Consider the following 19,498-nt stretch of genomic DNA (forward strand, 5'->3'; position numbering starts at 1 on the left):
CACGGCGATCTGGCACAACCGCAAGACCGAAGCCCCGGTCACCCGATCCCTGATTGCGTACGACCACTGATCACATAGGACTCACTCGTCTAGACCATCAGAACCTACCGGCGGGTTACTTGCTCCCTGGTGTCTGAGGTAGGACTACAGGGCCGGCGTGCCCTGATCGACATCGCCCGGGTCGGCCCGGGCAGCCGTGTGCTGGTGCGCGCGGCGGCGGGCGGGACCGGTCATGTGGCCGTCCAGCTGGCCGCGGCGGAGGGCGCCCGGGTAGTCGCAACCGCCCGGGCCGAGGACCACGGCTTCCTGCGCGACCTGGGCGCCGGCGAACTCGTCGACGACACGGCCGGGGACCTCGCCGAGCTGGTCCACGACGTCGACGCGGCCCTCGACCCGGTCGGCGGCGACCGGGCTCCGAACCTCCTCGACACCCTGCGTCCGGACGGCATCCTGCTGTGCTGCGTCCCGTCCGACCTGGGCCTGTCCCCCGAGGACGCGGAGGCGCGCGGCCTGCGCCTCGCCCTCGTCCCCGACAGCCCCTCGGGCGACCTGCTGGCCCGGGCCGCCCCGCTCCTCGCCGACCGCCGCATCCGCGTCCACGTGACGACGACCCTGCCGCTCGCGGACGCCGCCCGCGCCCACACCCTGGCGGAGGAGGGCCGGGCGCGGGGCGTGGTCGTCCTGGTGCCGCACCCCTGACCCCCGCGGGTACGCCGCAGGGCCGGGCCACGGCGGCCCGGCCCTGCGGTGCGCACGGGGCTCAGCCCATGTGCGGGTACGTGTAGTCGGTCGGCGGGACCAGCGTCTCCTTGATGGCGCGGGTCAGCGTCCAGCGCATGAGGTTCTGCGGGGCACCGGCCTTGTCGTTGGTGCCGGAGGCACGGCCGCCGCCGAAGGGCTGCTGGCCGACGACGGCGCCGGTCGACTTGTCGTTGATGTAGAAGTTGCCGGCCGCGTAGCGCAGCTTGTCCGCGGTGTACGCGGCGGCCGCGCGGTCGTTCGCGATGACCGAGCCGGTCAGGGCGTAGTCGGAGACGGCCTCCATCTGGGTCAGCATCTCGTCGTACTGGTCGTCCTCGTAGACGTGCACCGCCAGGATCGGGCCGAAGTACTCGGTGCGGAACACCTCGTTCTCCGGGTCGTCGCACTCGATGACGGTCGGTCGGACGAAGTACCCCTCGGAGTCGTCGTAGGTGCCGCCCGCGACGATCGTGCAGGAGGCGTCCTCCTCGGCGCGGTCGATGGCGGCCTTGTTCTTGGCGAAGGCGCGCTCGTCGATGACGGCGCCCATGAAGTTCGACAGGTCGGTGACGTCACCCATCGTGATGCCGTCGACCTCGGCCGCGAACTCCTCCTTGAAGCCGGAGTTCCAGATCGAGGCCGGGATGTACGCGCGGGAGGTGGCGCTGCACTTCTGACCCTGGTACTCGAAGGCGCCGCGGGTCAGGGCGGTCTTCAGGATCGCCGGGTCCGCCGAGGGGTGGGCGACGAGGAAGTCCTTGCCGCCGGTCTCGCCGACCAGGCGCGGGTAGGTGCGGTACTTCTCGATGTTGTTGCCGACCGTCTTCCACAGGTACTGGAAGGTCCTGGTCGAGCCGGTGAAGTGGATGCCCGCCAGGTCGCGGTGCTCCAGGGCGACCTTGGAGACCTCGATGCCGTCGCCGGTGACGAGGTTGATGACGCCCTTGGGCAGGCCGGCCTCCTCCAGCAGTCGCATCAGCAGCACGGCGGCGTGGGTCTGCGTGGGGGACGGCTTCCAGACCACGACGTTGCCCATCAGGGCCGGGGCGGTGGGCAGGTTGCCCGCGATGGCGGTGAAGTTGAAGGGCGTGATCGCGTAGACGAAGCCCTCCAGCGGCCGGTGGTCCAGCCGGTTCCACACGCCCGGGGAGTTGGCCGGGGGCTGCTCGGCCAGCAGCCTGCGGGCGTAGGAGACGTTGAAGCGCCAGAAGTCGACCAGCTCGCAGGGCGTGTCGATCTCGGCCTGCTGGGCGGTCTTGGACTGGCCGAGCATGGTGGAGGCGGCGAGCGTCTCGCGCCACGGGCCCGCCAGCAGCTCGGCGGCGCGCAGGATGATCGCCGCGCGGTCGTCGAAGGACAGGGCGCGCCAGGCGGGCGCGGCGGCCAGGGCCGCGTCGATCGCGTCCTGGGCGTCCTCCTGCGTGGCGTTGCGGTACGTGCCGAGCACGGCCTTGTGGCGGTGCGGCTGGACGACCTGGAAGGCCTCGCCGGCGCCCATGCGCTTCTCGCCGCCGATGGTGCAGGGCAGGTCGATCGGGTTGTCGGCCAGCTCCTTCAGCCTGGCCTCCAGCCGGGCCCGCTCGGGCGAGCCGGGGGCGTAGCCGTGCACCGGCTCGTTGACGGGGGTGGGGACCTGGGTCACAGCGTCCATGGGTTCCGTAACTCCTTACTGAGCGGTGGTTCGGTCTCAGCCCTTGCAGGGCTGTCAGCCCTTGGTCAGCATCGAGCGCGCGAAGAAGCGCAGGTTGGCCGGCTTCTCGGCGAGGCGGCGCATGAAGTAGCCGTACCAGTCGGTGCCGTAGGCGGTGTACACGCGCATGCGGTGGCCCTCGGCGGCCAGCCGCAGGTGCTCCCCGGTGCGGATGCCGTAGAGCATCTGGAACTCGTAGTCGCCGGGCTTGCGCCCGGCCCGGTGGGCGAGTTCCTGGCCGATGGCGACGAGCCGGGGGTCGTGGGAGCCGATCATCGGGTACCCCTCCCCCTGCATCAACGTCCGCAGGATCCGGACGTATGCCCGGTCGATCTCGTGCCTGTCCTGGTACGCGACGGAGGCCGGCTCCTTGTACGCGCCCTTGACCAGCCGCACCCGGCTGCCGCTCGCGGCCAGGCGGCGGGCGTCGTCCTCGGTGCGGAAGAGGTAGGCCTGGATGACGCAGCCGGTCTGCGGGAAGTCCTTCCGCAGCTCCTCGTGGACGGCGAACATCGAGTCCAGGGTGGTGTGGTCCTCGGCGTCCAGGGTGACGGTGGTGCCGATCCCGGCGGCGGCCTCGACGACCGGGCGGACGTTCTTCAGGGCGAGCTCGTGGCCGTCCTCCAGCGCCTGGCCGAACATCGAGAGCTTCACCGACATCTCTGCGCGGGTGCCGAGCTCCAGCGGCTTGAGGCGGTCGATCAGCTCCAGGTAGGCGTCGCGGGCGGCGGCGGCCTGCGCCGGGCTGGTGATGTCCTCGCCGACGACGTCCATCGTCAGCTCCAGGCCCTGACCGGTGAGGTCGCGGACCACGGGCACGATGTCGTCGACGTCCTCGCCGGGGATGAAGCGGTCGACGACCTGCTTGGTCACCGGGGCCGCCGAGATCAGGCGTCGCATCCGGTCGCTGCGCGACGCGGCGAGAATCACGGGACCCAGCACGGGGCACCTCCAGAGCACCAGCAGGAGAAGGCCGGACCCTGCGCGGGTGACGCGTCGGGTACGGGACGGAGAACCACCGTGAAACCTAAGGATCCCTCCGATCGTCGGCCATCGACAGCTGTCACGCATCCGTGCCGCAGATCTCAGACAGATGTATGAAGGGGCCGGTGCGGTGGGGGACAATGCCCGCGTGACGTCGGAACACAGGGGCGCCTACGAGGAGCTGGTCGACGAGGTCTCGGAGCTGCTCGGCGCGCCCGCGACCCTGGAGAACCGGGACTTCGAACTGATCGCCTTCAGGGCGTACGACAGCGAGGGCGACCTCGATCCGTCGGCCCTGGACCCCGTGCGCACCCGTTCGATTCTGACCCGCCGCTCCACGGCGGCCGTGCGGGCGTGGTTCGAGGGCTTCGGCATCACGCGCGCCACGGGCCCCGTCCGGATCCCGCCGACCCCGGAGGCCGGTGTCTACCGGGGCCGGATCTGCCTCCCCGTCCGGCACCGGGGCGTGGTGCGCGGCTACGTCTGGCTGCTGGACGACGAGCCCGGCCCGAACGAGGCCCAGCTGTCGGCCGCCATGCGGGTCACGGCCCGCATCGGCGCCCTCCTCGCGGACGAGGCGCAGCACGGCTCCGACCTCAGCCGGGAGCTGCGCGCGGTCCTGACCGCCGAGCGCGACTGGCAGCGCGACATGGCGATCGCCGAACTGCGCGCCGCCCTCGGCCCGCGCGCCGACGGCCCCCACACGGTGGTCTGCGTCGCCCCCTGGCCCTCGGCCGACCCCGACGACGCCCCCTCGGTCCGCGCGATGCCCGGCGCGGCGGCCCTGTGCACCCTGCCGTGGGGCGCGCAGGAACTGTGTGTGGCCGTGCTGATCCGGCTGCGTTCGCCGGACGTCCTGACCCCGGCGTCGACGGCGGCCGCGCGCCTGCTGGAACGGGCGGGCCTCTCCCCGGCGTCCGGCGCACGTCCCGCCGCGGGCGGCACCTCGCTCGGGGTGGCGGGCGGCACCTCGCCGGGCACGCCGGCCGGACCCGCCGGTGCCGCCGCGGGTCTCGCCACCGCCCGGCCCGGTCTCGCCGGGCTGGGTGCCGCCTGGGCGGAGGCCGCGGCGGCGGCCCGGGCCGCGCTGGCGGAGCCCCGGCTGGGACCGGTCGCCCGGTGGACGTCGATCGGGCCGTTCCGGCTGCTCACCGCCCTGCCCCCGCGGGCCGCCCACGACCCGGCGGTGAGCCCGCTGCTCTCCCCCGCCCAGCGCGAACTCGCCCGCACCGCCGAGGTCTACCTCGACTGCGCCGGCCAGGCCGCCCGCGCCGCCGCCGAGCTGGGCATCCACCGCCAGACCCTGTACTACCGGCTCTCCCGCGTCGAGAAGCTCACCGGCCTGGACCTGGACGACGGCGAGGACCGGCTGCTGCTGCACATGGCGCTGAAGTCGGCCCGGCTCGCACAGGGCGGGGGCCCGGGGCCGAGCGGGTGAGTCCCCCGGGACGAAGGAACGCCGGACGGGCTGATGCTCTCAGCCCGTCCGGCGTTTCCGGAGAGAGGGTCCGCTCGCGCGCCACGAACGGTGCCCGGGGACAAGGCCCCGGGAAGGTCAGGCCAGGTTCACCGACCGGGCGGAGGTCGCGCCGATCTCCGCGGCCACCTCGGCCAGCACGGCGGGGGTCACCGTGTCGTCCACGGTCAGCACCGCCAGCGCCTCGCCGCCGGCCACCGCACGCGACACCTGCATGCCGGCGATGTTGAGCCCCGCCTCGCCGAGGATGCGGCCCACCGTGCCGACGACACCCGGGCGGTCCTCGTACTTCAGCACCAGCATGTGGTCGGCGAGCGCGAGGTCCACGTCGTAGTCCCCGACGGCGACGATCTTCTGCAGGTGCTTGGGTCCGGCCAGCGTGCCGGAGACCGACACCTCCTCGCCGTCGGCGAGGGTGCCGCGCACCGTCACGACGTTACGGTGCTCGGTCGCCTCGGAGCTGGTGGTCAGGCGGACCTCGACACCGCGCTCCTGCGCGAACAGCGGGGCGTTGACGTACGACACCGTCTCGTCGACGACGTCCTCGAAGACACCCTTGAGGGCGGACAGCTCCAGCACCTTCACGTCGTGCTGGGTGATCTCGCCGTAGACCTCGACGTCGAGGCGGACCGCGACCTCACCGGCGAGCGCGGTGAAGATCCGGCCGAGGCGCTCGGCGAGCGGCAGACCCGGCTTGACGTCCTCGGCGATGACACCGCCCTGCACGTTCACCGCGTCCGGCACGAGCTCACCGGCGAGGGCGAGACGCACCGAGCGGGCGACGGCGATGCCGGCCTTCTCCTGCGCCTCGTCCGTGGAGGCGCCCAGGTGCGGGGTGGCGACGACCTGGTCGAACTCGAACAGCGGGGAGTCCGTGCAGGGCTCCTTCGCGTACACGTCGAGACCGGCGCCGGCGACCCGGCCCTCCTTCAGGGCCGAGTACAGCGCCTGCTCGTCGACGATCCCGCCGCGCGCGGCGTTGACGATGCGCACGCTCGGCTTCACCTTGCGCAGCGCCTCGTCGCCGATCAGGCCGAGCGTCTCGGGGGTCTTGGGGAGGTGGACGGTGATGAAGTCGGAGACCTCCAGCAGCTCGTCCAGCGACAGCACCTTGACGCCCATCTGCGCGGCCCGCGCGGGCTGCACGTAGGGGTCGTAGGCGACGACCTTCATGCCGAAGGCGGACATGCGCTGGGCGACGAGGGCGCCGATGCGGCCGAGGCCGACGACGCCGAGGGTCTTCTCGGCCAGCTCGACACCCGTGTACTTGCTGCGCTTCCACTCGCCGTTCTTCAGCGCGGCGTTGGCCTGCGGGATGTTGCGGGCGGTGGCGAGCAGCAGACCGCAGGCCAGCTCGGCGGCGGTCACGATGTTCGAGGTGGGGGCGTTGACGACCATCACGCCGGCCTTGGTGGCGGCGGAGACGTCCACGTTGTCGAGGCCGACGCCGGCTCGTGCGACGACCTTGAGCTTGTTCGCGGCGGCGATCGCCTCGGCGTCGACCTTGGTGGCCGAGCGGATCAGGATCGCGTCCACGTCGGCGATGGCGGGGAGCAGCTCGGCGCGGTCCGCGCCGTTGCAGTGCCGGATCTCGAAGTCCGGGCCCAGCGCGTCGACGGTGGCCGGCGACAGCTCTTCAGCGATGAGTACGACGGGTTTCGAGCTCACGTGAGTCCTCACAGGTCCAGTGCTGCGGACGGCCGTCCCGACGGCCGCAGGCGGTGGAGGGGTGGAGCGGCGCCGGAGGAGTGCGGGTGCGTTCCCGCGTCGTTCGGTGCGTGCTCTCGGCGTGCAGGCCGGAGGTCCTCGTAGCGGAGCTACTTGGGCCTTCGGCCGGTGCGGCGAGAGTGCCTGCCGGGCGGCGTGGGGGCGTGCCTGCACTACTCCGGTGTCGCTAGGCCGCGTGGAAGACGCACGACGCTGTGGGCCTGACGCGTATGTAGTGCGGCAGTCTAGTGGCGCCGAGGGCGTCGTCTTACGCCGCTGCGGAAGGATCACCCGTCCGTGGGGGACGGGATGGACAACGCCGTTCCACCGACGTTACCCCGGGTTCGCCCCAAGGGCCGGCACATCCAGCTCCGGCCCTTCGGGGCATGAGGCTCAGGCCTCCTCGTCGACCCAGCTCATGAGCTTGCGCAGCTCCTTGCCGGTGGTCTCCAGGAGGTGCTCGGAGTCCTGCTTCTTGTACTCGTTGTACTTCTTCAGACCGCCGTGGTACTCGTCCATCCAGTTCCTGGCGAAGGTGCCGTCCTGGATCTCGGCGAGGACCTTCTTCATCTCGGCCTTGGTGGCTTCGGTGATGATGCGCGGGCCGGTGACGTAGTCGCCCCACTCGGCGGTCTCGGAGATCGACCAGCGCATCTTCTCCAGGCCGCCCTCGTACATGAGGTCGACGATGAGCTTCAGCTCGTGCAGGCACTCGAAGTAGGCGATCTCCGGCTGGTAGCCCGCCTCGGTCAGCGTCTCGAAGCCGGCCTTCACCAGGGCCGCGGTGCCACCGCACAGGACGGCCTGCTCACCGAAGAGGTCGGTCTCGGTCTCCTCGGTGAAGGTCGTCTTGATGACGCCGGCGCGGGTGCCGCCGATGCCCTTGGCGTACGACAGGGCCAGCGCGAAGGCGTCGCCCGTGGCGTCCTGCTCGACGGCGGCGATGCAGGGAACGCCGCGGCCCTCCTCGTACTGGCGGCGGACCAGGTGGCCCGGGCCCTTCGGGGCGACCATGCAGACGTCCACGCCGGCCGGGGGCTTGATGAAGCCGTAGCGGATGTTCAGGCCGTGGCCGAAGAACAGGGCGTCGCCGTCCTTCAGGTTCGGGGCGATGTGCTCCTCGTAGACCTGGGCCTGGATGGGGTCCGGGACCAGGATCATGATGACGTCGGCCTCGGCGGCGGCCTCCGAGGGGCTCACCACGCGCAGACCCTGCTCCTCGGCCTTGGCCTTGGACTTGGAGCCCTCGTGCAGACCGACGCGGACATCGACACCCGAGTCACGGAGCGACAGCGCGTGGGCGTGGCCCTGGCTGCCGTACCCGATGACCGCGACCTTGCGGCCCTGGATGATGGACAGGTCGGCGTCGGCGTCGTAGAACAGCTCGGCCACTTTGGGTTCTCTCCTCGGGAGTGCAGGTGTTGCGTCCCACCGTATGACGGGGGGCGGAAGGGAAGTCTCAGGGTCTCGGGATGCGGGCGGTCCGCGTCGCGCGGACCGCCCGTTTCGGCTCTCAGGCCGATCGGTCCAGAGCGCGCAGCGACCGGTCCGTGATGGAACGGGCACCGCGCCCGATCGCGATCGTGCCGGACTGGACGAGCTCCTTGATGCCGAACGGTTCCAGCATCTTGAGCATCGCGGAGAGCTTCTCGCCGGATCCGGTGGCCTCGATGGTCACGGCCTCCGGGGAGACGTCGACGGTCTTGGCGCGGAACAGCTGGACGATCTCGACGATCTGGGAGCGCGTCTCGTTGTCGGCGCGCACCTTCACCAGGACGAGTTCGCGCTGCACCGCCTGCGATGGCTCCAACTCGACGATCTTCAGCACGTTGACGAGCTTGTTGAGCTGCTTGGTCACCTGCTCCAGCGGCAGGTCCTCCACCCCCACGACGATGGTGATGCGGGAGATGTCGGGGTGCTCGGTGACGCCGACCGCGAGCGAGTCGATGTTGAAGCCGCGCCGGGAGAACAGGGCGGCGATCCGGGCCAGGATGCCGGGGGTGTTCTCCACCAGGACGGAGAGCGTGTGCTTGGACATGGTCTTTTACGTCTCTCTCGCTCAGTCGTCTTCGTTGTCGCCGAAGTCGGGGCGGACGTCCCGGGCGGCCATGATCTCGTCGTTGGAGGTGCCGGCGGCGACCATCGGCCACACCATCGCGTCCTCGTGGACGATGAAGTCGATGACGACCGGGCGGTCGTTGATCGAGTTCGCCTCCTCGATGACCTTGTCCAGCTCGTCCGGCGACTCGCAGCGGATGGCGTGGCAGCCCATGGCCTCCGACAGCTTCACGAAGTCGGGGACGCGGGTGCCGCGGGCCTGGGGGTTGACGTCGTCCGGGCCGGAGTGCAGGACGGTGTTGGAGTACCGCTGGTTGTAGAAGAGGGTCTGCCACTGGCGGACCATCCCGAGGGCGCCGTTGTTGATGACGGCGACCTTGATCGGGATGTTGTTCAGGGCGCAGGTGGTGAGCTCCTGGTTGGTCATCTGGAAGCAGCCGTCGCCGTCGATGGCCCAGACGGCCCGCTCGGGGGCTCCGGCCTTGGCGCCCATGGCGGCCGGCACGGCGTAGCCCATGGTCCCGGCGCCGCCGGAGTTCAGCCAGGTGCCCGGCTTGTCGTACTCGATGAAGTGGGCGGCCCACATCTGGTGCTGGCCGACGCCCGCCGCGAAGATCGTGCCCTCCGGGGCGAGCCGGCCGATGCGCTCGATGACCTGCTGCGGGGAGAGCGAGCCGTCGCCGGGCTGGTCGTAGCCGAGCGGGTAGCTCTCGCGCCAGCGGTTCAGGTCGTTCCACCACATGCCGTAGTCGCCCCGGTGGCCCTCGCTGTGCTCCTTCTGCACGGCCTGGATCAGGTCGGCGACGACCTCGCGGGCGTCGCCGACGATCGGCACGTCGGCGGCGCGGTTCTTACCGATCTCGGCCGGGTCGATGTCCGCGTGGACGATCTTGGCCAGGGGGGCGAAGCTGTCCAGCTTGCCGGTGACGCGGTCGTCGAAGCGGGCGCCGAGGGCGACGATCAGGTCGGCCTTCTGCAGGGCGGTGACGGCGGCGACCGAGCCGTGCATACCGGGCATGCCCAGGTGCTGCGGGTGGTTGTCGGGGAACGCGCCGAGCGCCATCAGGGTGGTGGTGACGGGCGCGCCCGTCAGCTCGGCGAGGACCTTCAGCTCGGCGGTGGCCCTGGCCTTGAGCACGCCGCCACCCACGTACAGGACGGGCCGGCGGGCCTGGGTGATCAGCTTGGCTGCCTCGCGGATCTGCTTGGCGTGCGGCTTGGTCACCGGGCGGTAGCCGGGCAGGTCCATGACCGGCGGCCAGGAGAAGGTGGTCTTCGCCTGGAGGGCGTCCTTGGCGATGTCGACCAGGACCGGGCCGGGGCGGCCGGTGGAGGCGATGTGGAACGCCTGGGCGATGATCCGCGGGATGTCCTCGGCCTTGGTGACGAGGAAGTTGTGCTTGGTGATCGGCATGGTGATGCCGACGATGTCCGCCTCCTGGAAGGCGTCCGTGCCGATCGCCTTGGACGCCACCTGGCCGGTGATCGCGACCAGCGGCACGGAGTCCATGTGCGCGTCGGCGATCGGGGTGACCAGGTTGGTGGCGCCGGGGCCCGAGGTGGCCATGCAGACGCCGACCCGGCCGGTCGCCTGGGCGTAGCCGGTGGCGGCGTGACCGGCGCCCTGCTCGTGGCGGACCAGGACGTGGCGCACCCTGGTGGAGTCCATCAGCGGGTCGTAGGCCGGGAGGATGGCACCGCCGGGAATGCCGAATACCGTGTCGGCGCCGACCTCCTCGAGAGAGCGGATGAGGGACTGCGCGCCCGTCACGTGCTCGGGGGCGGAGTGCTGTCCTCCGGATCGGGGCCGGGGCTGCGGGTGATGGGCCCCGGTGGCCTGCTCGGTCATCGGCATTCTCTTCTCAGATGCTGAGGGTTTTTTGCGAGGTTTTGTACGGTATCCGGCTGATGCACGGAGGGTGCCCGTGCAACAAAAAACCCCTCGTGCCGTAAGGCAAGCGAGGGGAGCGCGCCGGGTGGGGTCGCTGAGCGGTCGAGGCTCAGCGTCAGCCGACGCGCTTTCCACGTACGAGAATTCGAGTGCGCATGGCACTGACCCTCCCCCCGGCACGCACTCACTGTCAAGCGGGTGGGACGGGAGTCTCATTATGTGAGCGCAGGGCCGTGCCGCCCCCGATGACGGCGGACACACCCGAGCCGTACCCCCGCGGGGCGCCGCCCGCGAGCGCCGGCTCGGCCGGTTGGTGCGGCAGCGGATAGTGGCCGGCGACGAGCGCCCGGCGCAGCCGGTACTCGTCGAGCGGCCCGGAGAACGCCTTGCCCTGCCCGTGCGTGCAGCCCATCGCCCGCAGGGCGACGACCTGGTCGGGCAGGTCCACCCCCTCCGCCACGGACGTCAGCCCGAGATCTCCCGCGATGCGCAGCAGGCCGCTGGTGATCTTGTACAGACGGGCGGACTCGACGACGCCCTCGATCAGGCCCCGGTCGAGCTTGAGGACGTCGACCGGGAGCCTCCTGAGGGCCGTGATCGCCGCGTAGCCGCTGCCGAACCCGTCGAGCGCGATCCGTACGCCGACCCGCCGCAGGGCACCCAGCCGCCGCTCCAGCTCGTCCAGCGGGACCCCGGGGTCGGCGTCGGACAGCTCGATGACCAGGGAGCCGGACGGCAGGCCGTGCCGGGCGAGCAGCTCCTCGATCGTGCCGAGCGGCATCGACCGGTCCAGCAGGCGGCGGGCGCTCATCCGGACGACCACCGGCACGGACAGCCCCGCCGCGTGCCGTTCGGCGGCCTGCTCGACGGCCTCCTCGATCATCCACCGGCCGAGCTCGGCGGTCTTGCCGCTGCCCTCGGCCACGCGCAGGAACTCCGCCGGGGTGAAGAGCACCCCCTGGGAGGAACGCCAGCGCGCCTGTGCGAACACCGAGGTGATCCGGCCGTCCTCCAGACGCACCACCGGCTGGTGCAGCAGGGCGAACTCGCCGTCGTACAGCGCGGCCCGCAGGCGGGTGGCCAGTTCCGCCTTGCGGACGACGTCCTGCTGCATCTGCGGCTTGTACAGCTCGACGCGCCCCTTGCCGCCGGCCTTGGCGCGGTACATGGCCAGGTCGGCGTTGCGCAGCAGCTCGCCCGCGCCGAGGCCCGGTTCCGCGAAGGCCACGCCGATGGAGGCGTTGACCCGGACGTCGTTGCCGTCGATGAGGTAGGGCTGGGACAGGGTGGTGCGCAGGCGGTCGGCGAGCTCCACGACGTGCCGCTCGCGGGCCTGGCGGTCGCGGGTGTTGTCCCCGACGATCAGGGCCGCGAACTCGTCGCCCCCGAGCCGCGAGGCGGTGTCGCCCTGGCGGACGGAGTCCTGGAGCCGCCGGGCGGCCTGGACGAGGAGCTCGTCCCCGGCCTGGTGCCCGATGGTGTCGTTGACCGCCTTGAAGCCGTCGAGGTCGATGAAGAGCACGGCCGTGTTCCGCAGGGCCGTGCCCCGGTCGGAGGCGCGGCGGCCCGACAACGCGTGCTGGACCCGCCGGGTGAACAGGGCGCGGTTGGGCAGGTCCGTGAGCGGGTCGTGCTCGGCGTTGTGCTGCAACTGCGCCTGCAGCCGCACCCTTTCGGTCACGTCCCGGCTGTTGAGGATCAGGCCGCCGTGGTGGCGGTTGACGGTCGACTCGACGTTGAGCCAGCGGCCCTCGCCCGAGCGGAAGCGGCACTCGATGCGCGTGGTCGGTTCCTCCACCGGGCTGGCGGCGAGGAATCTGCGCACCTCGTGCACGACGCAGCCCAGGTCCTCGGGGTGGATGAGGTGGGCCAGTTCCGTCCCCACCAGTTCCTCCGCCGGGCGGCCGTAGACACCGGCGGCGGCCGGGGAGACGTACCTCAGGACGCCGGTGGGGGCGGCGATCATGATGACGTCGCTGGAGCCCTGCACCAGGGAGCGGAAGTGGTTCTCCTTCTGGGCCAGTTCCTGGGTGAGGGTGATGTTGTCGAGCAGCATGATGCCCTGGCGCACCACGAGCGCGAGCACCACCGTGCCCCCGGTCAGCAGGACCACGCGGTCGACGCTGCGGCCGTTGAGGACGTTGCAGAGGATCCCCAGGGTGCACACGGCGGCCGCGAGGTACGGCGTGAGGGCGGCGAGGGAGCCGGCGATGGGCCGTGCGGCCGGGCACCGGCCGTGCTCGCCAGCGGCCGGTGCCGGCGGGTGGTGCGGCCCGCTGCGCTGCCCGGGCAGGTGCTCGTGCACCACGCGCGTGGACCCGCCCGTGCCGTGACGGCCGGGGTCGGGGCGGTCGCCGTCCGGCGTGCGGGGCGCGGCCCAGGGAGCGTAGGCGAGGAGCAGCGAGCCCGCGAACCAGCCCGCGTCGAGCAACTGGCCGGAGCGGTAGTCGTGGTGCATCAGCGGGGAGGTGAACAGGGCGTCGCACATCACGGTCAGCGCGAGGGCGCCGACGGCGGTGTTGACCGCGGAGCGGTTCACCGCCGAGCGCCGGAAGTGCAGGGCGAGGACCATGCTGACGAGGGCGATGTCGAGCAGCGGATAGGCCAGCGACAGCGCGGTGTGGGCCACGCCGGGGCCCTCCGTCCGCGCCGCCTGGGCGAGGGCGAGGCTCCACGCCAGGGTGAGCAGCGAGCCGCCGATCAGCCAGGCGTCGAGGCCCAGGCACACCCAGCCGGCCTTGGTCACGGGCCGCTTGGCGAGCACGAGCAGCCCGACGATCGCGGGCGGCGCGAAGCACAGGAAGAACAGGTCGGCGTGGCTGGGACTGGGCACGGGCAGTCCCAGGACCACCTCGTACCACCCCCAGACCAGGTTGCCCAGGGACGCCATGGCCGAGGAGAGGCCGAACAGGAGCCAGGCGGATCGAAAGCGGGTACAGCGGCTGCGGGCGTAGAGGAAGCACGACACGGAGGCGGTGGCCGCCGCGGCGGCCAGCCCGAAGTCGCCCATGATCAGGGCTACTTCGTACGAACCCCAGCCGAGCGCGGAACCGGCGGCGTAGGCCGCGCAGAGCAGGGCGAGGACGAGTTGGAGGGCCAGGCCCGGCCGGGGGCCGGTGACCGGCCTGCGGGGCAGCAGCGCGCCCGGGGACGGGGCGTGCGCCCGCAGCGCTCCGTCCAGCGCGGTGGTCGGGGGCGCGCTCACCGGACCCTCCCGGTCCGGGCCGCTCCCGGGTCCCGCCGGCGCACCGGCTGGCCGTGCCTTCCGCGGCTGCCGGTCCGACGGTGGTGACCGGTGTGGATGGTGTGCCGTTCGCCGTGGTGGGCGCGGTGGCCGCCGTGATCGGCGTGAGGTCCGCGTCTGCCCGCGGCCGCCCGCCAGGGTCGCCGCCGGCAGCCCCGCCCCGTCGGATCGCTCGCCCATAGGCCGTGCATCGCGTGTCGCCCCCCTCACCGTCTGAAGTGTCCGTCCCCGGCGCCGAACGGTCCCCGGCGCAACCCCTGTCGGGACGATACACCAGCCTCGTCACTCAGGGACATAGGTTCTCTACTCTGCGTGACGATCGCCAGATGTATGAGTACCCACCGCGCCCGGAGGATTGCGGACGGTACTCGAATTCGGTCAGCCGGTTGGTGCACCCGTCGTAACGATCACGTTGCGGAGCGGCTCCCGGTTCACATGACGCCTCAACTGGTCCGCCAGGAGCCGCTTGGCGCGCGGGAGGAACGCGGAGGTGGGACCGCCGGCATGAGGGCTGATGAGTACCCCCGGCGCACGCCAGAGGGGGTGCTCGCGCGGGAGGGGCTCGGGGTCGGTGACGTCGAGGGCCGCGGTGATGCGGCCGCTCTCCAGCTCGGCGAGCAGGGCCTTGGTGTCGACGACCTGGCCGCGGGCCACGTTGACCAGCAGCGCACCGTCCTTCATCCGGGACAGGAAGTCGGCTCCGGCCAGGCCGCGGGTGGTCTCCGTGAGCGGCGTGGCCAGGACGACGACGTCCGCGTCCGGGAGCAGGGCGGGGAGTTCGGTGAGCGGATGCACCGGACCGCGCGCCGTGGTGCGCTCGGAGCGCGCGACGCGCGCCACCCGCGCCGGCTCGAACGGAACGAGCCGGTCCTCGATGGCGGCGCCGATCGACCCGTATCCGACGACGAGGACGTTCCTGTCCGCGAGCGCGGGCCGGAATCCGCCGAGCCACTCCCCACGGTCCTGCGCGCGCACGAAGTCGGGGACTCCGCGCAGCGAGGCCAGGATCAGCGCGAGGGTGAGCTCCGCGGTGCTCGCCTCGTGCACCCCGCGGGCGTTGCACAGCCGGACGCCCTGGGGCAGGTGCCGCAGCCCCGGCTCCACGTGGTCGATGCCGGCGGAGAGCGTCTGCACGACCTGTACGTGACGCATCTGCGGCATCGGGCGCACGCACAGCGCGCTGGGCTTCATGTAGGGGACGACGTAGAAGGCGCAGTCGGCCGGGTCGGCGGGGAAGTCCTGCTCGCCGTTCCAGAAGCGGTAGCCGGGTCCTTCGGGCAGTCCGTCGATCTCGTCCGGCGGGATGGGCAGCCACACGTCAGCAGTCATGCACCGGAGGCTATGTCAGGAGCGCGCCACGGCAGAGGTTAGGTTGGGGTGGCCGGAACAGGGGAGGGTCACGACCAGGTGGAGCGCAGGACGATCGGCGCGACGGCACTCGCGGTGGGGGCCGTCGGACTGGGGTGCATGCCGATGAGCTGGGCGTACAGCGCGTCGCGCCAGCGCGGCGACGCGTCGCTCAGGGCGGTGCACCGGGCGCTGGACCTGGGCGCGTCCCTGCTGGACACGGCCGACATGTACGGCCCCTTCACCAACGAGCTCTTGGTGGGGCGGGTGTTGAAGGAGCGGCGGTCCGAGGCGTTCGTGTCGACGAAGGTCGGTCTCCTCGTGGGCGACCAGCACATCGTCGCCAACGGCCGCCCCGGGTACGTGAGACGGGCCTGCGACGCGTCGCTGCGGCGGCTGCAGACGGACGTCATCGACCTCTACCAGCTGCACCGTGCCGATCCGGAGGTGCCGGTCGAGGAGACCTGGGGCGCGATGGCGGAGCTCGTCCAGGCCGGGAAGGTCAGGGCGTTGGGCCTGTGCGCGATGGGGGCGCGGTCCTCGCGCAGGAACGGGTCCGGGCTGCACGACGCGACCATCGGGCAGTTGGAGCGGGTGCAGCAGGTCTTCCCGGTCAGCGCCGTGCAGGCGGAGCTGTCGGTGTGGTCGCGGGAGGCGCTCGAGGCGCTGCTGCCGTGGTGCCGGTCCCGCGGCGTCGGCTTCCTCGCCGCGATGCCCCTCGGCAACGGCTTCCTGACCGGCCGGCTGCGTCCCGGCGCCGGTTTCGAGGCGGAGGACCTGCGGGCCCGCCACCCCCGCTTCACGGCCGAGATGATGGCCGCGAACCAGCCGATCGTCGCCGGTCTGCGCCGGGTGGCCCGGCGGCACGGCCCCGAGGTCACGCCCGCCCAGGTCGCCCTCGCCTGGGTGCTCGCGCAGGGCCCGCACGTCGTCCCGGTGCCGGGCGCGAAGCGGGAGCGGTGGGTCTTAGAGAACGCGGCGGCGGCGGCCCTGCGCCTGGAGCCAGAGGACCTCGGGGAGGTGGCGGAGCTGCCGCCGGCCCAGGGGTCGTGGGACTGAGCCGGCCCGGGGCGCGAGGGGAACAAACGCCCTGATCCCGGTCCCGCGTCCCGTGATCGGGGACTTCGGGGGCCCGGGCGGTGTATGACAGGGAGGACACCTCCCCGTCGAAGGGACCATGATCGTGCGATGCCGAGCCGTCCCGGCCGTGCTGGCCGCCGCCGCGCTCCTGCTGACGGCCGGCTGCTCCTCCGGCGGCGGGGGAACGCCCGGCACCGGCGGCAGCGCCTCACCCGGCCGCTCGGCCCCGGGGCCGAGCGGCCCGCCGCGGCAGGACGCCGGGCAGACGCCTCCGGCCGAGGGCTCGGTGAAGGTCGTCCGCACCGTCGCCACCGGCCTGGACTCCCCCTGGGGCCTCGCCCCCCTGCCGGGCGGCGGCCTGCTCGTCTCCTCGCGGGACGAGGGGACGATCCTCCGGGTCGACGAGAAGACCGGCGAGAAGACCGAGCTGGGCGAGGTGCCCGGGGTCTCGGCCGCCGGCGAGGGCGGGCTGCTGGGCATCGCCCTGTCCCCCGACTTCGCTTCGGACCGCATGGTCTACGCGTACTTCACCTCGGTCTCGGACAACCGCATCGTCCGCATGATCTACGACGACGGCAAGCCCGCCGGCCGGCAGCTGGGCGCGCCCGACACGGTCTACCGGGGCATTCCCAAGGGCCTCATCCACAACGGCGGCCGGATCGCGTTCGGCCCCGACGGGATGCTGTACGCCGGCACGGGCGAGAGCGGTGACACGGGCCTGTCCCAGGACAAGGACTCGCCGGGCGGCAAGATCCTGCGGCTGACCCCGGAGGGCGAACCGGCGCCGGGCAACCCGTTCCCGGACTCGCCGGTGTACTCCTACGGCCACCGCAACGTACAGGGCCTGGCCTGGGACGATGAGCAGCGGCTGTTCGCCTCGGAGTTCGGTCAGGACACCTGGGACGAGCTGAACGCGATCAAGCCGGGCGACAACTACGGCTGGCCGGAGGCCGAGGGCCGGTCCGGCGAGGCGGGGTTCCACGACCCGGTCGAGCAGTGGAAGACGTCCGAGGCCTCCCCGAGCGGCATCGCCTGGGCCGAGGGCTCGATCTGGATGGCGGGCCTGCGCGGCAAGCGGCTCTGGCGCGTCCCGCTGAACGGCACGAAGGCCTCGGCGGAGCCCCAGGCGTTCCTGGAGGACGAGTACGGCCGGCTGCGCACGGTCGCCGCGGCCGGCGGCGACCGGCTGTGGCTCGTGACCAGCAACACGGACGGCCGGGGCAGCCCGAAGAAGGGGGACGACCGGATCCTCGAGCTGCGGGTGACGTGAGCCGGGGACCCTCAGTCCTCGCCCTCCCGCTCCTCGTGACGCGGGCGGACGACGACCTTCCCGGACGCCAGGTCTATCGGGCCGCGTCCGGGATCGGCGTCGCCGACGTCCTCCCGGGTCAGTTCCAGGCGGTTCTGCTCGTCGCGGGTGTGTGCGCGGCCGGGTGAGAACAGTTCCTCGAACACGTTGAACACAAGGGCCTCCCAGGGCCGTGACTCCCCCGACGTCCCTTACAGCGTAGGCCTCACCTCGCCGGGCCGGGCGCGAGGCTCTCGGCCGGGAACAGGCCCAGCCGGTGCGCCACCGCCGCCGCCTCGCCCCGCCCGGAGACACCGAGCTTGGCGAGGATGTGGGAGACGTGGACGCTCGCCGTCTTCGGGGAGATGAACAGCTCCTGTGCGATCCGGCGGTTGGTGTGCCCGGCGGCGACCAGGCGCAGCACGTCCCGTTCCCGGCTGGTCAGCCCCAGGGCCGCGGCCGGGTCGGCGGGTGCGGGGGCGGGGGCGAGCGGGAGGCGGGCCACGCCGTCCTCGTCGTGCCGCCCGGTGCCCGACTCGCCCAGCTCGGGCAGCAGCCGGGCCAGTTCCTCCTCCTGGCCGGCGGCCGCGGCGGCCAGTTCGCCGGGCAGGGCGCGGCGCAGGGCCGTGGAGAACGGGGCGAAGGGCAGTCCGTCGGCGCCGATCTCGACGCAGCCGCCGAGTGCGACGACCGCCCCCCGGCGGCGGGCGGCGTCCGCGAACTCCTCGACCAGGCGGGTCTTGCCGACACCGGCCTCCCCGCCGATCAGCAGGGCCTGCGGCTCGCCCTCGCGGGAACGGACGAGGGCTTCGTGCAGCGCGCCCAACTCCGGGGCGCGGCCCACGAACACGGGGCTGACGGACCTGGTCTCCATTGCCCCGAGCATGGCACGCGGGTCCGGCGGCGCGGCACCGGTTTTCCGACGGCCGGAGACGGCGGCGGTGGCGATGGCCGGGGCGGCGGGGAGGGCACCGCCCGCCCCCGTCACACCCACCGGCACGGCACCGTCCGCCGCCCCGTCCCGACGGTCGCGGCGGCGGACGGTGGCGGCTCCCCGTTCACGCGACCCGGGTGAACCGGGACCTGCGGAAGCGGCCGCTATGGCTCTCGTGCTCCGCGGAGTCCCGGGCGGATGAGCGGCGGGCCCGGGTGGCCTCGCGGACCAGGCGCGCGTGCTCGGCCCGGCGGATGAGGTCGGCGGCGCGCATCTGCTGGAGTTCGTACTCGAACATGGTGTGTCCTCGGGTGGGAGGCGGATCTCGGAGGGGTTCCTCCGGGATGCCTCCACCTTCGTCCCCCAGGCGGGGCGGCCGCATCGGGAGAGTTCCGCATCTTCGGGGGCCGGTGGGGCGCCTTAGACACGCCTGAGGGGTCTCAGGGGCCTCCGTAAGGCGGTTGCGCAGGCCCCTGAGACCCCTCATGGGGAACCGCGGCGGCTCAGCTCGCCGAGGGCAGCCCGAGCAGGAGGCCGGTGTACTTGAGGACCGCCAGGAACAGGCCGATGACGCCGAGCGCGACGCCCGCCCAGGCGACCGACTTGATCCACGGGGCCTGGACCCTGCCGGGCGTGCCGAACGCGGGCCGGGCCAGCGTCACGACGCCGACGACCAGGGCGAGCAGCGCGAACAGGCCGCCCCACAGGGCGGTGGTCTGCCAGGCGTCGCCGTAGACGGCCTGGACCTGCTTGGCGACGCTCGCGTTCGAGGCGGTCTCCAGCTGTCCGATGAGGTTCTGGCGTGCGGCCGCCACGGTGCCGACCCAGCTGCCGGTGAGCGAGACCACGCCCAGCGCGGCCGAGACGACGGCTCCGGCGCCCTGGCCGATTCCGTAGGAGGCCTTCCCGGTCTCCCGGCCGGCGGCCTCGTCCAGGACTGCGGGCTCGGTCGCCTCGTCGGACCCGGTGGTGTCCACCGCCTTCTCGTCCACCGCCTTCTCGTCGGTCGTGGCCTTGGTGGCCTCGGTCTCGTCCACTGCGTTCGTCGCCATGTCTC

At 72.4% G+C, this 19,498-nt stretch carries 15 protein-coding genes and 1 pseudogene; 4 read left to right on the top strand and 12 right to left on the bottom strand.

All coding sequences use genetic code 11. The features are described 5' to 3' along the window. The first annotated feature begins 129 nt into the window (after positions 1–129). Positions 130–699, top strand: coding sequence for a zinc-binding dehydrogenase (locus tag ACFW6P_RS21260; RefSeq protein ID WP_386356351.1), 570 nt, complete (start codon positions 130–132; stop codon positions 697–699). A 61-nt stretch (positions 700–760) separates the two neighbouring features. Here the strand turns inward: ACFW6P_RS21260 and pruA are convergent, their stop codons facing one another. Together pruA and ACFW6P_RS21270 are read right to left on the bottom strand one after the other, a co-directional pair. Then, entirely contained in the window at positions 761–2,392 is a 1,632-nt protein-coding gene (gene pruA, locus ACFW6P_RS21265; protein WP_386356353.1) for an L-glutamate gamma-semialdehyde dehydrogenase, read from the bottom strand. A 54-nt stretch (positions 2,393–2,446) separates the two neighbouring features. Beyond that, positions 2,447–3,373 carry a proline dehydrogenase family protein gene (locus tag ACFW6P_RS21270; RefSeq protein ID WP_386356356.1) on the bottom strand — a complete coding sequence of 309 codons (927 nt, stop codon included), beginning with the start codon at positions 3,371–3,373 and terminating at the stop codon, positions 2,447–2,449. 151 nt (positions 3,374–3,524) lie between these two features. Here ACFW6P_RS21270 and ACFW6P_RS21275 point away from each other — a divergent pair, with 151 nt between their 5' ends. Further along, a complete protein-coding gene (locus tag ACFW6P_RS21275) occupies positions 3,525–4,853 on the top strand; it encodes a PucR family transcriptional regulator (protein WP_386356359.1) in 1,329 nt (442 codons plus the stop codon). A 117-nt stretch (positions 4,854–4,970) separates the two neighbouring features. On the opposite strand, the gene serA is transcribed toward ACFW6P_RS21275, so the two are convergent. The 6 genes from serA to ACFW6P_RS21305 all read right to left on the bottom strand — a co-directional run bounded on the left by serA (position 4,971) and on the right by ACFW6P_RS21305 (position 15,121). Next, the gene (gene serA, locus ACFW6P_RS21280; protein WP_386356362.1) at positions 4,971–6,560 is read right to left on the bottom strand and encodes a phosphoglycerate dehydrogenase; all 1,590 of its coding nucleotides are present in this window, start codon (positions 6,558–6,560) and stop codon (positions 4,971–4,973) included. Between the two features lie 432 nt (positions 6,561–6,992). Continuing rightward, on the bottom strand, positions 6,993–7,991 hold the full coding sequence (gene ilvC, locus ACFW6P_RS21285) for a ketol-acid reductoisomerase (protein ID WP_386356365.1): 999 nt from the start codon (positions 7,989–7,991) through the stop codon (positions 6,993–6,995). A gap of 121 nt (positions 7,992–8,112) precedes the next feature. Then, complete coding sequence (ilvN, locus tag ACFW6P_RS21290) at positions 8,113–8,637, bottom strand: acetolactate synthase small subunit (protein ID WP_114255472.1); 525 nt, start codon at positions 8,635–8,637, stop codon at positions 8,113–8,115. A gap of 21 nt (positions 8,638–8,658) precedes the next feature. Further along, positions 8,659–10,506, bottom strand: a complete 1,848-nt coding sequence (locus ACFW6P_RS21295) for an acetolactate synthase large subunit (protein ID WP_386424374.1) — start codon at positions 10,504–10,506, stop codon at positions 8,659–8,661. Between the two features lie 232 nt (positions 10,507–10,738). Beyond that, positions 10,739–13,753, bottom strand: a complete 3,015-nt coding sequence (locus ACFW6P_RS21300; RefSeq protein WP_386424376.1) for a putative bifunctional diguanylate cyclase/phosphodiesterase — start codon at positions 13,751–13,753, stop codon at positions 10,739–10,741. A gap of 417 nt (positions 13,754–14,170) precedes the next feature. Then, on the bottom strand, positions 14,171–15,121 hold the full coding sequence (locus tag ACFW6P_RS21305; RefSeq protein WP_386356375.1) for a 2-hydroxyacid dehydrogenase: 951 nt from the start codon (positions 15,119–15,121) through the stop codon (positions 14,171–14,173). Between the two features lie 78 nt (positions 15,122–15,199). Between ACFW6P_RS21305 and ACFW6P_RS21310 the strand changes: the two genes are divergently transcribed. After that, entirely contained in the window at positions 15,200–16,198 is a 999-nt protein-coding gene (locus tag ACFW6P_RS21310; RefSeq protein WP_386356535.1) for an aldo/keto reductase, read from the top strand. 118 nt (positions 16,199–16,316) lie between these two features. Beyond that, the gene (locus tag ACFW6P_RS21315) at positions 16,317–17,489 is read left to right on the top strand and encodes a PQQ-dependent sugar dehydrogenase (RefSeq protein WP_386356378.1); all 1,173 of its coding nucleotides are present in this window, start codon (positions 16,317–16,319) and stop codon (positions 17,487–17,489) included. Between the two features lie 11 nt (positions 17,490–17,500). Here the strand turns inward: ACFW6P_RS21315 and ACFW6P_RS21320 are convergent, their stop codons facing one another. From ACFW6P_RS21320 to ACFW6P_RS21335, 4 genes and pseudogenes are all read right to left on the bottom strand, one after another. Beyond that, on the bottom strand, positions 17,501–17,683 hold the full coding sequence (locus tag ACFW6P_RS21320; RefSeq protein WP_386356381.1) for a DUF6191 domain-containing protein: 183 nt from the start codon (positions 17,681–17,683) through the stop codon (positions 17,501–17,503). Positions 17,684–17,823: 140 nt separating this feature from the next. After that, positions 17,824–18,393: pseudogene (locus ACFW6P_RS21325) on the bottom strand (LuxR family transcriptional regulator); the annotation flags it as partial. 172 nt (positions 18,394–18,565) lie between these two features. Beyond that, entirely contained in the window at positions 18,566–18,739 is a 174-nt protein-coding gene (locus ACFW6P_RS21330; protein ID WP_386356384.1) for a hypothetical protein, read from the bottom strand. Positions 18,740–18,944: 205 nt separating this feature from the next. After that, positions 18,945–19,493: a hypothetical protein gene (locus tag ACFW6P_RS21335; protein ID WP_386356386.1), complete on the bottom strand. Its 549-nt coding sequence runs from the start codon at positions 19,491–19,493 to the stop codon at positions 18,945–18,947. Positions 19,494–19,498: the final 5 nt, after the last annotated feature.

It is taken from the genome of Streptomyces sp. NPDC058741 (genome assembly GCF_042746715.1).
Classification (GTDB): Bacteria; Actinomycetota; Actinomycetes; order Streptomycetales; family Streptomycetaceae; genus Streptomyces.

What these genes read in the sequence shown, in the direction of transcription:
- pruA (WP_386356353.1), bottom strand. Translation starts at nt 2,392, where the DNA reads ATGGACGCTGTGACCCAGGTCCCCACCCCCGTCAACGAGCCGGTGCAC.
- ACFW6P_RS21330 (WP_386356384.1), bottom strand. Translation starts at nt 18,739, where the DNA reads ATGTTCGAGTACGAACTCCAGCAGATGCGCGCCGCCGACCTCATCCGC.
- ACFW6P_RS21295 (WP_386424374.1), bottom strand. Translation starts at nt 10,506, where the DNA reads ATGACCGAGCAGGCCACCGGGGCCCATCACCCGCAGCCCCGGCCCCGA.
- ACFW6P_RS21305 (WP_386356375.1), bottom strand. Translation starts at nt 15,121, where the DNA reads ATGACTGCTGACGTGTGGCTGCCCATCCCGCCGGACGAGATCGACGGA.
- ilvN (WP_114255472.1), bottom strand. Translation starts at nt 8,637, where the DNA reads ATGTCCAAGCACACGCTCTCCGTCCTGGTGGAGAACACCCCCGGCATC.
- ACFW6P_RS21315 (WP_386356378.1), top strand. Translation starts at nt 16,317, where the DNA reads ATGATCGTGCGATGCCGAGCCGTCCCGGCCGTGCTGGCCGCCGCCGCG.
- ACFW6P_RS21335 (WP_386356386.1), bottom strand. Translation starts at nt 19,493, where the DNA reads ATGGCGACGAACGCAGTGGACGAGACCGAGGCCACCAAGGCCACGACC.
- ACFW6P_RS21275 (WP_386356359.1), top strand. Translation starts at nt 3,525, where the DNA reads ATGTATGAAGGGGCCGGTGCGGTGGGGGACAATGCCCGCGTGACGTCG.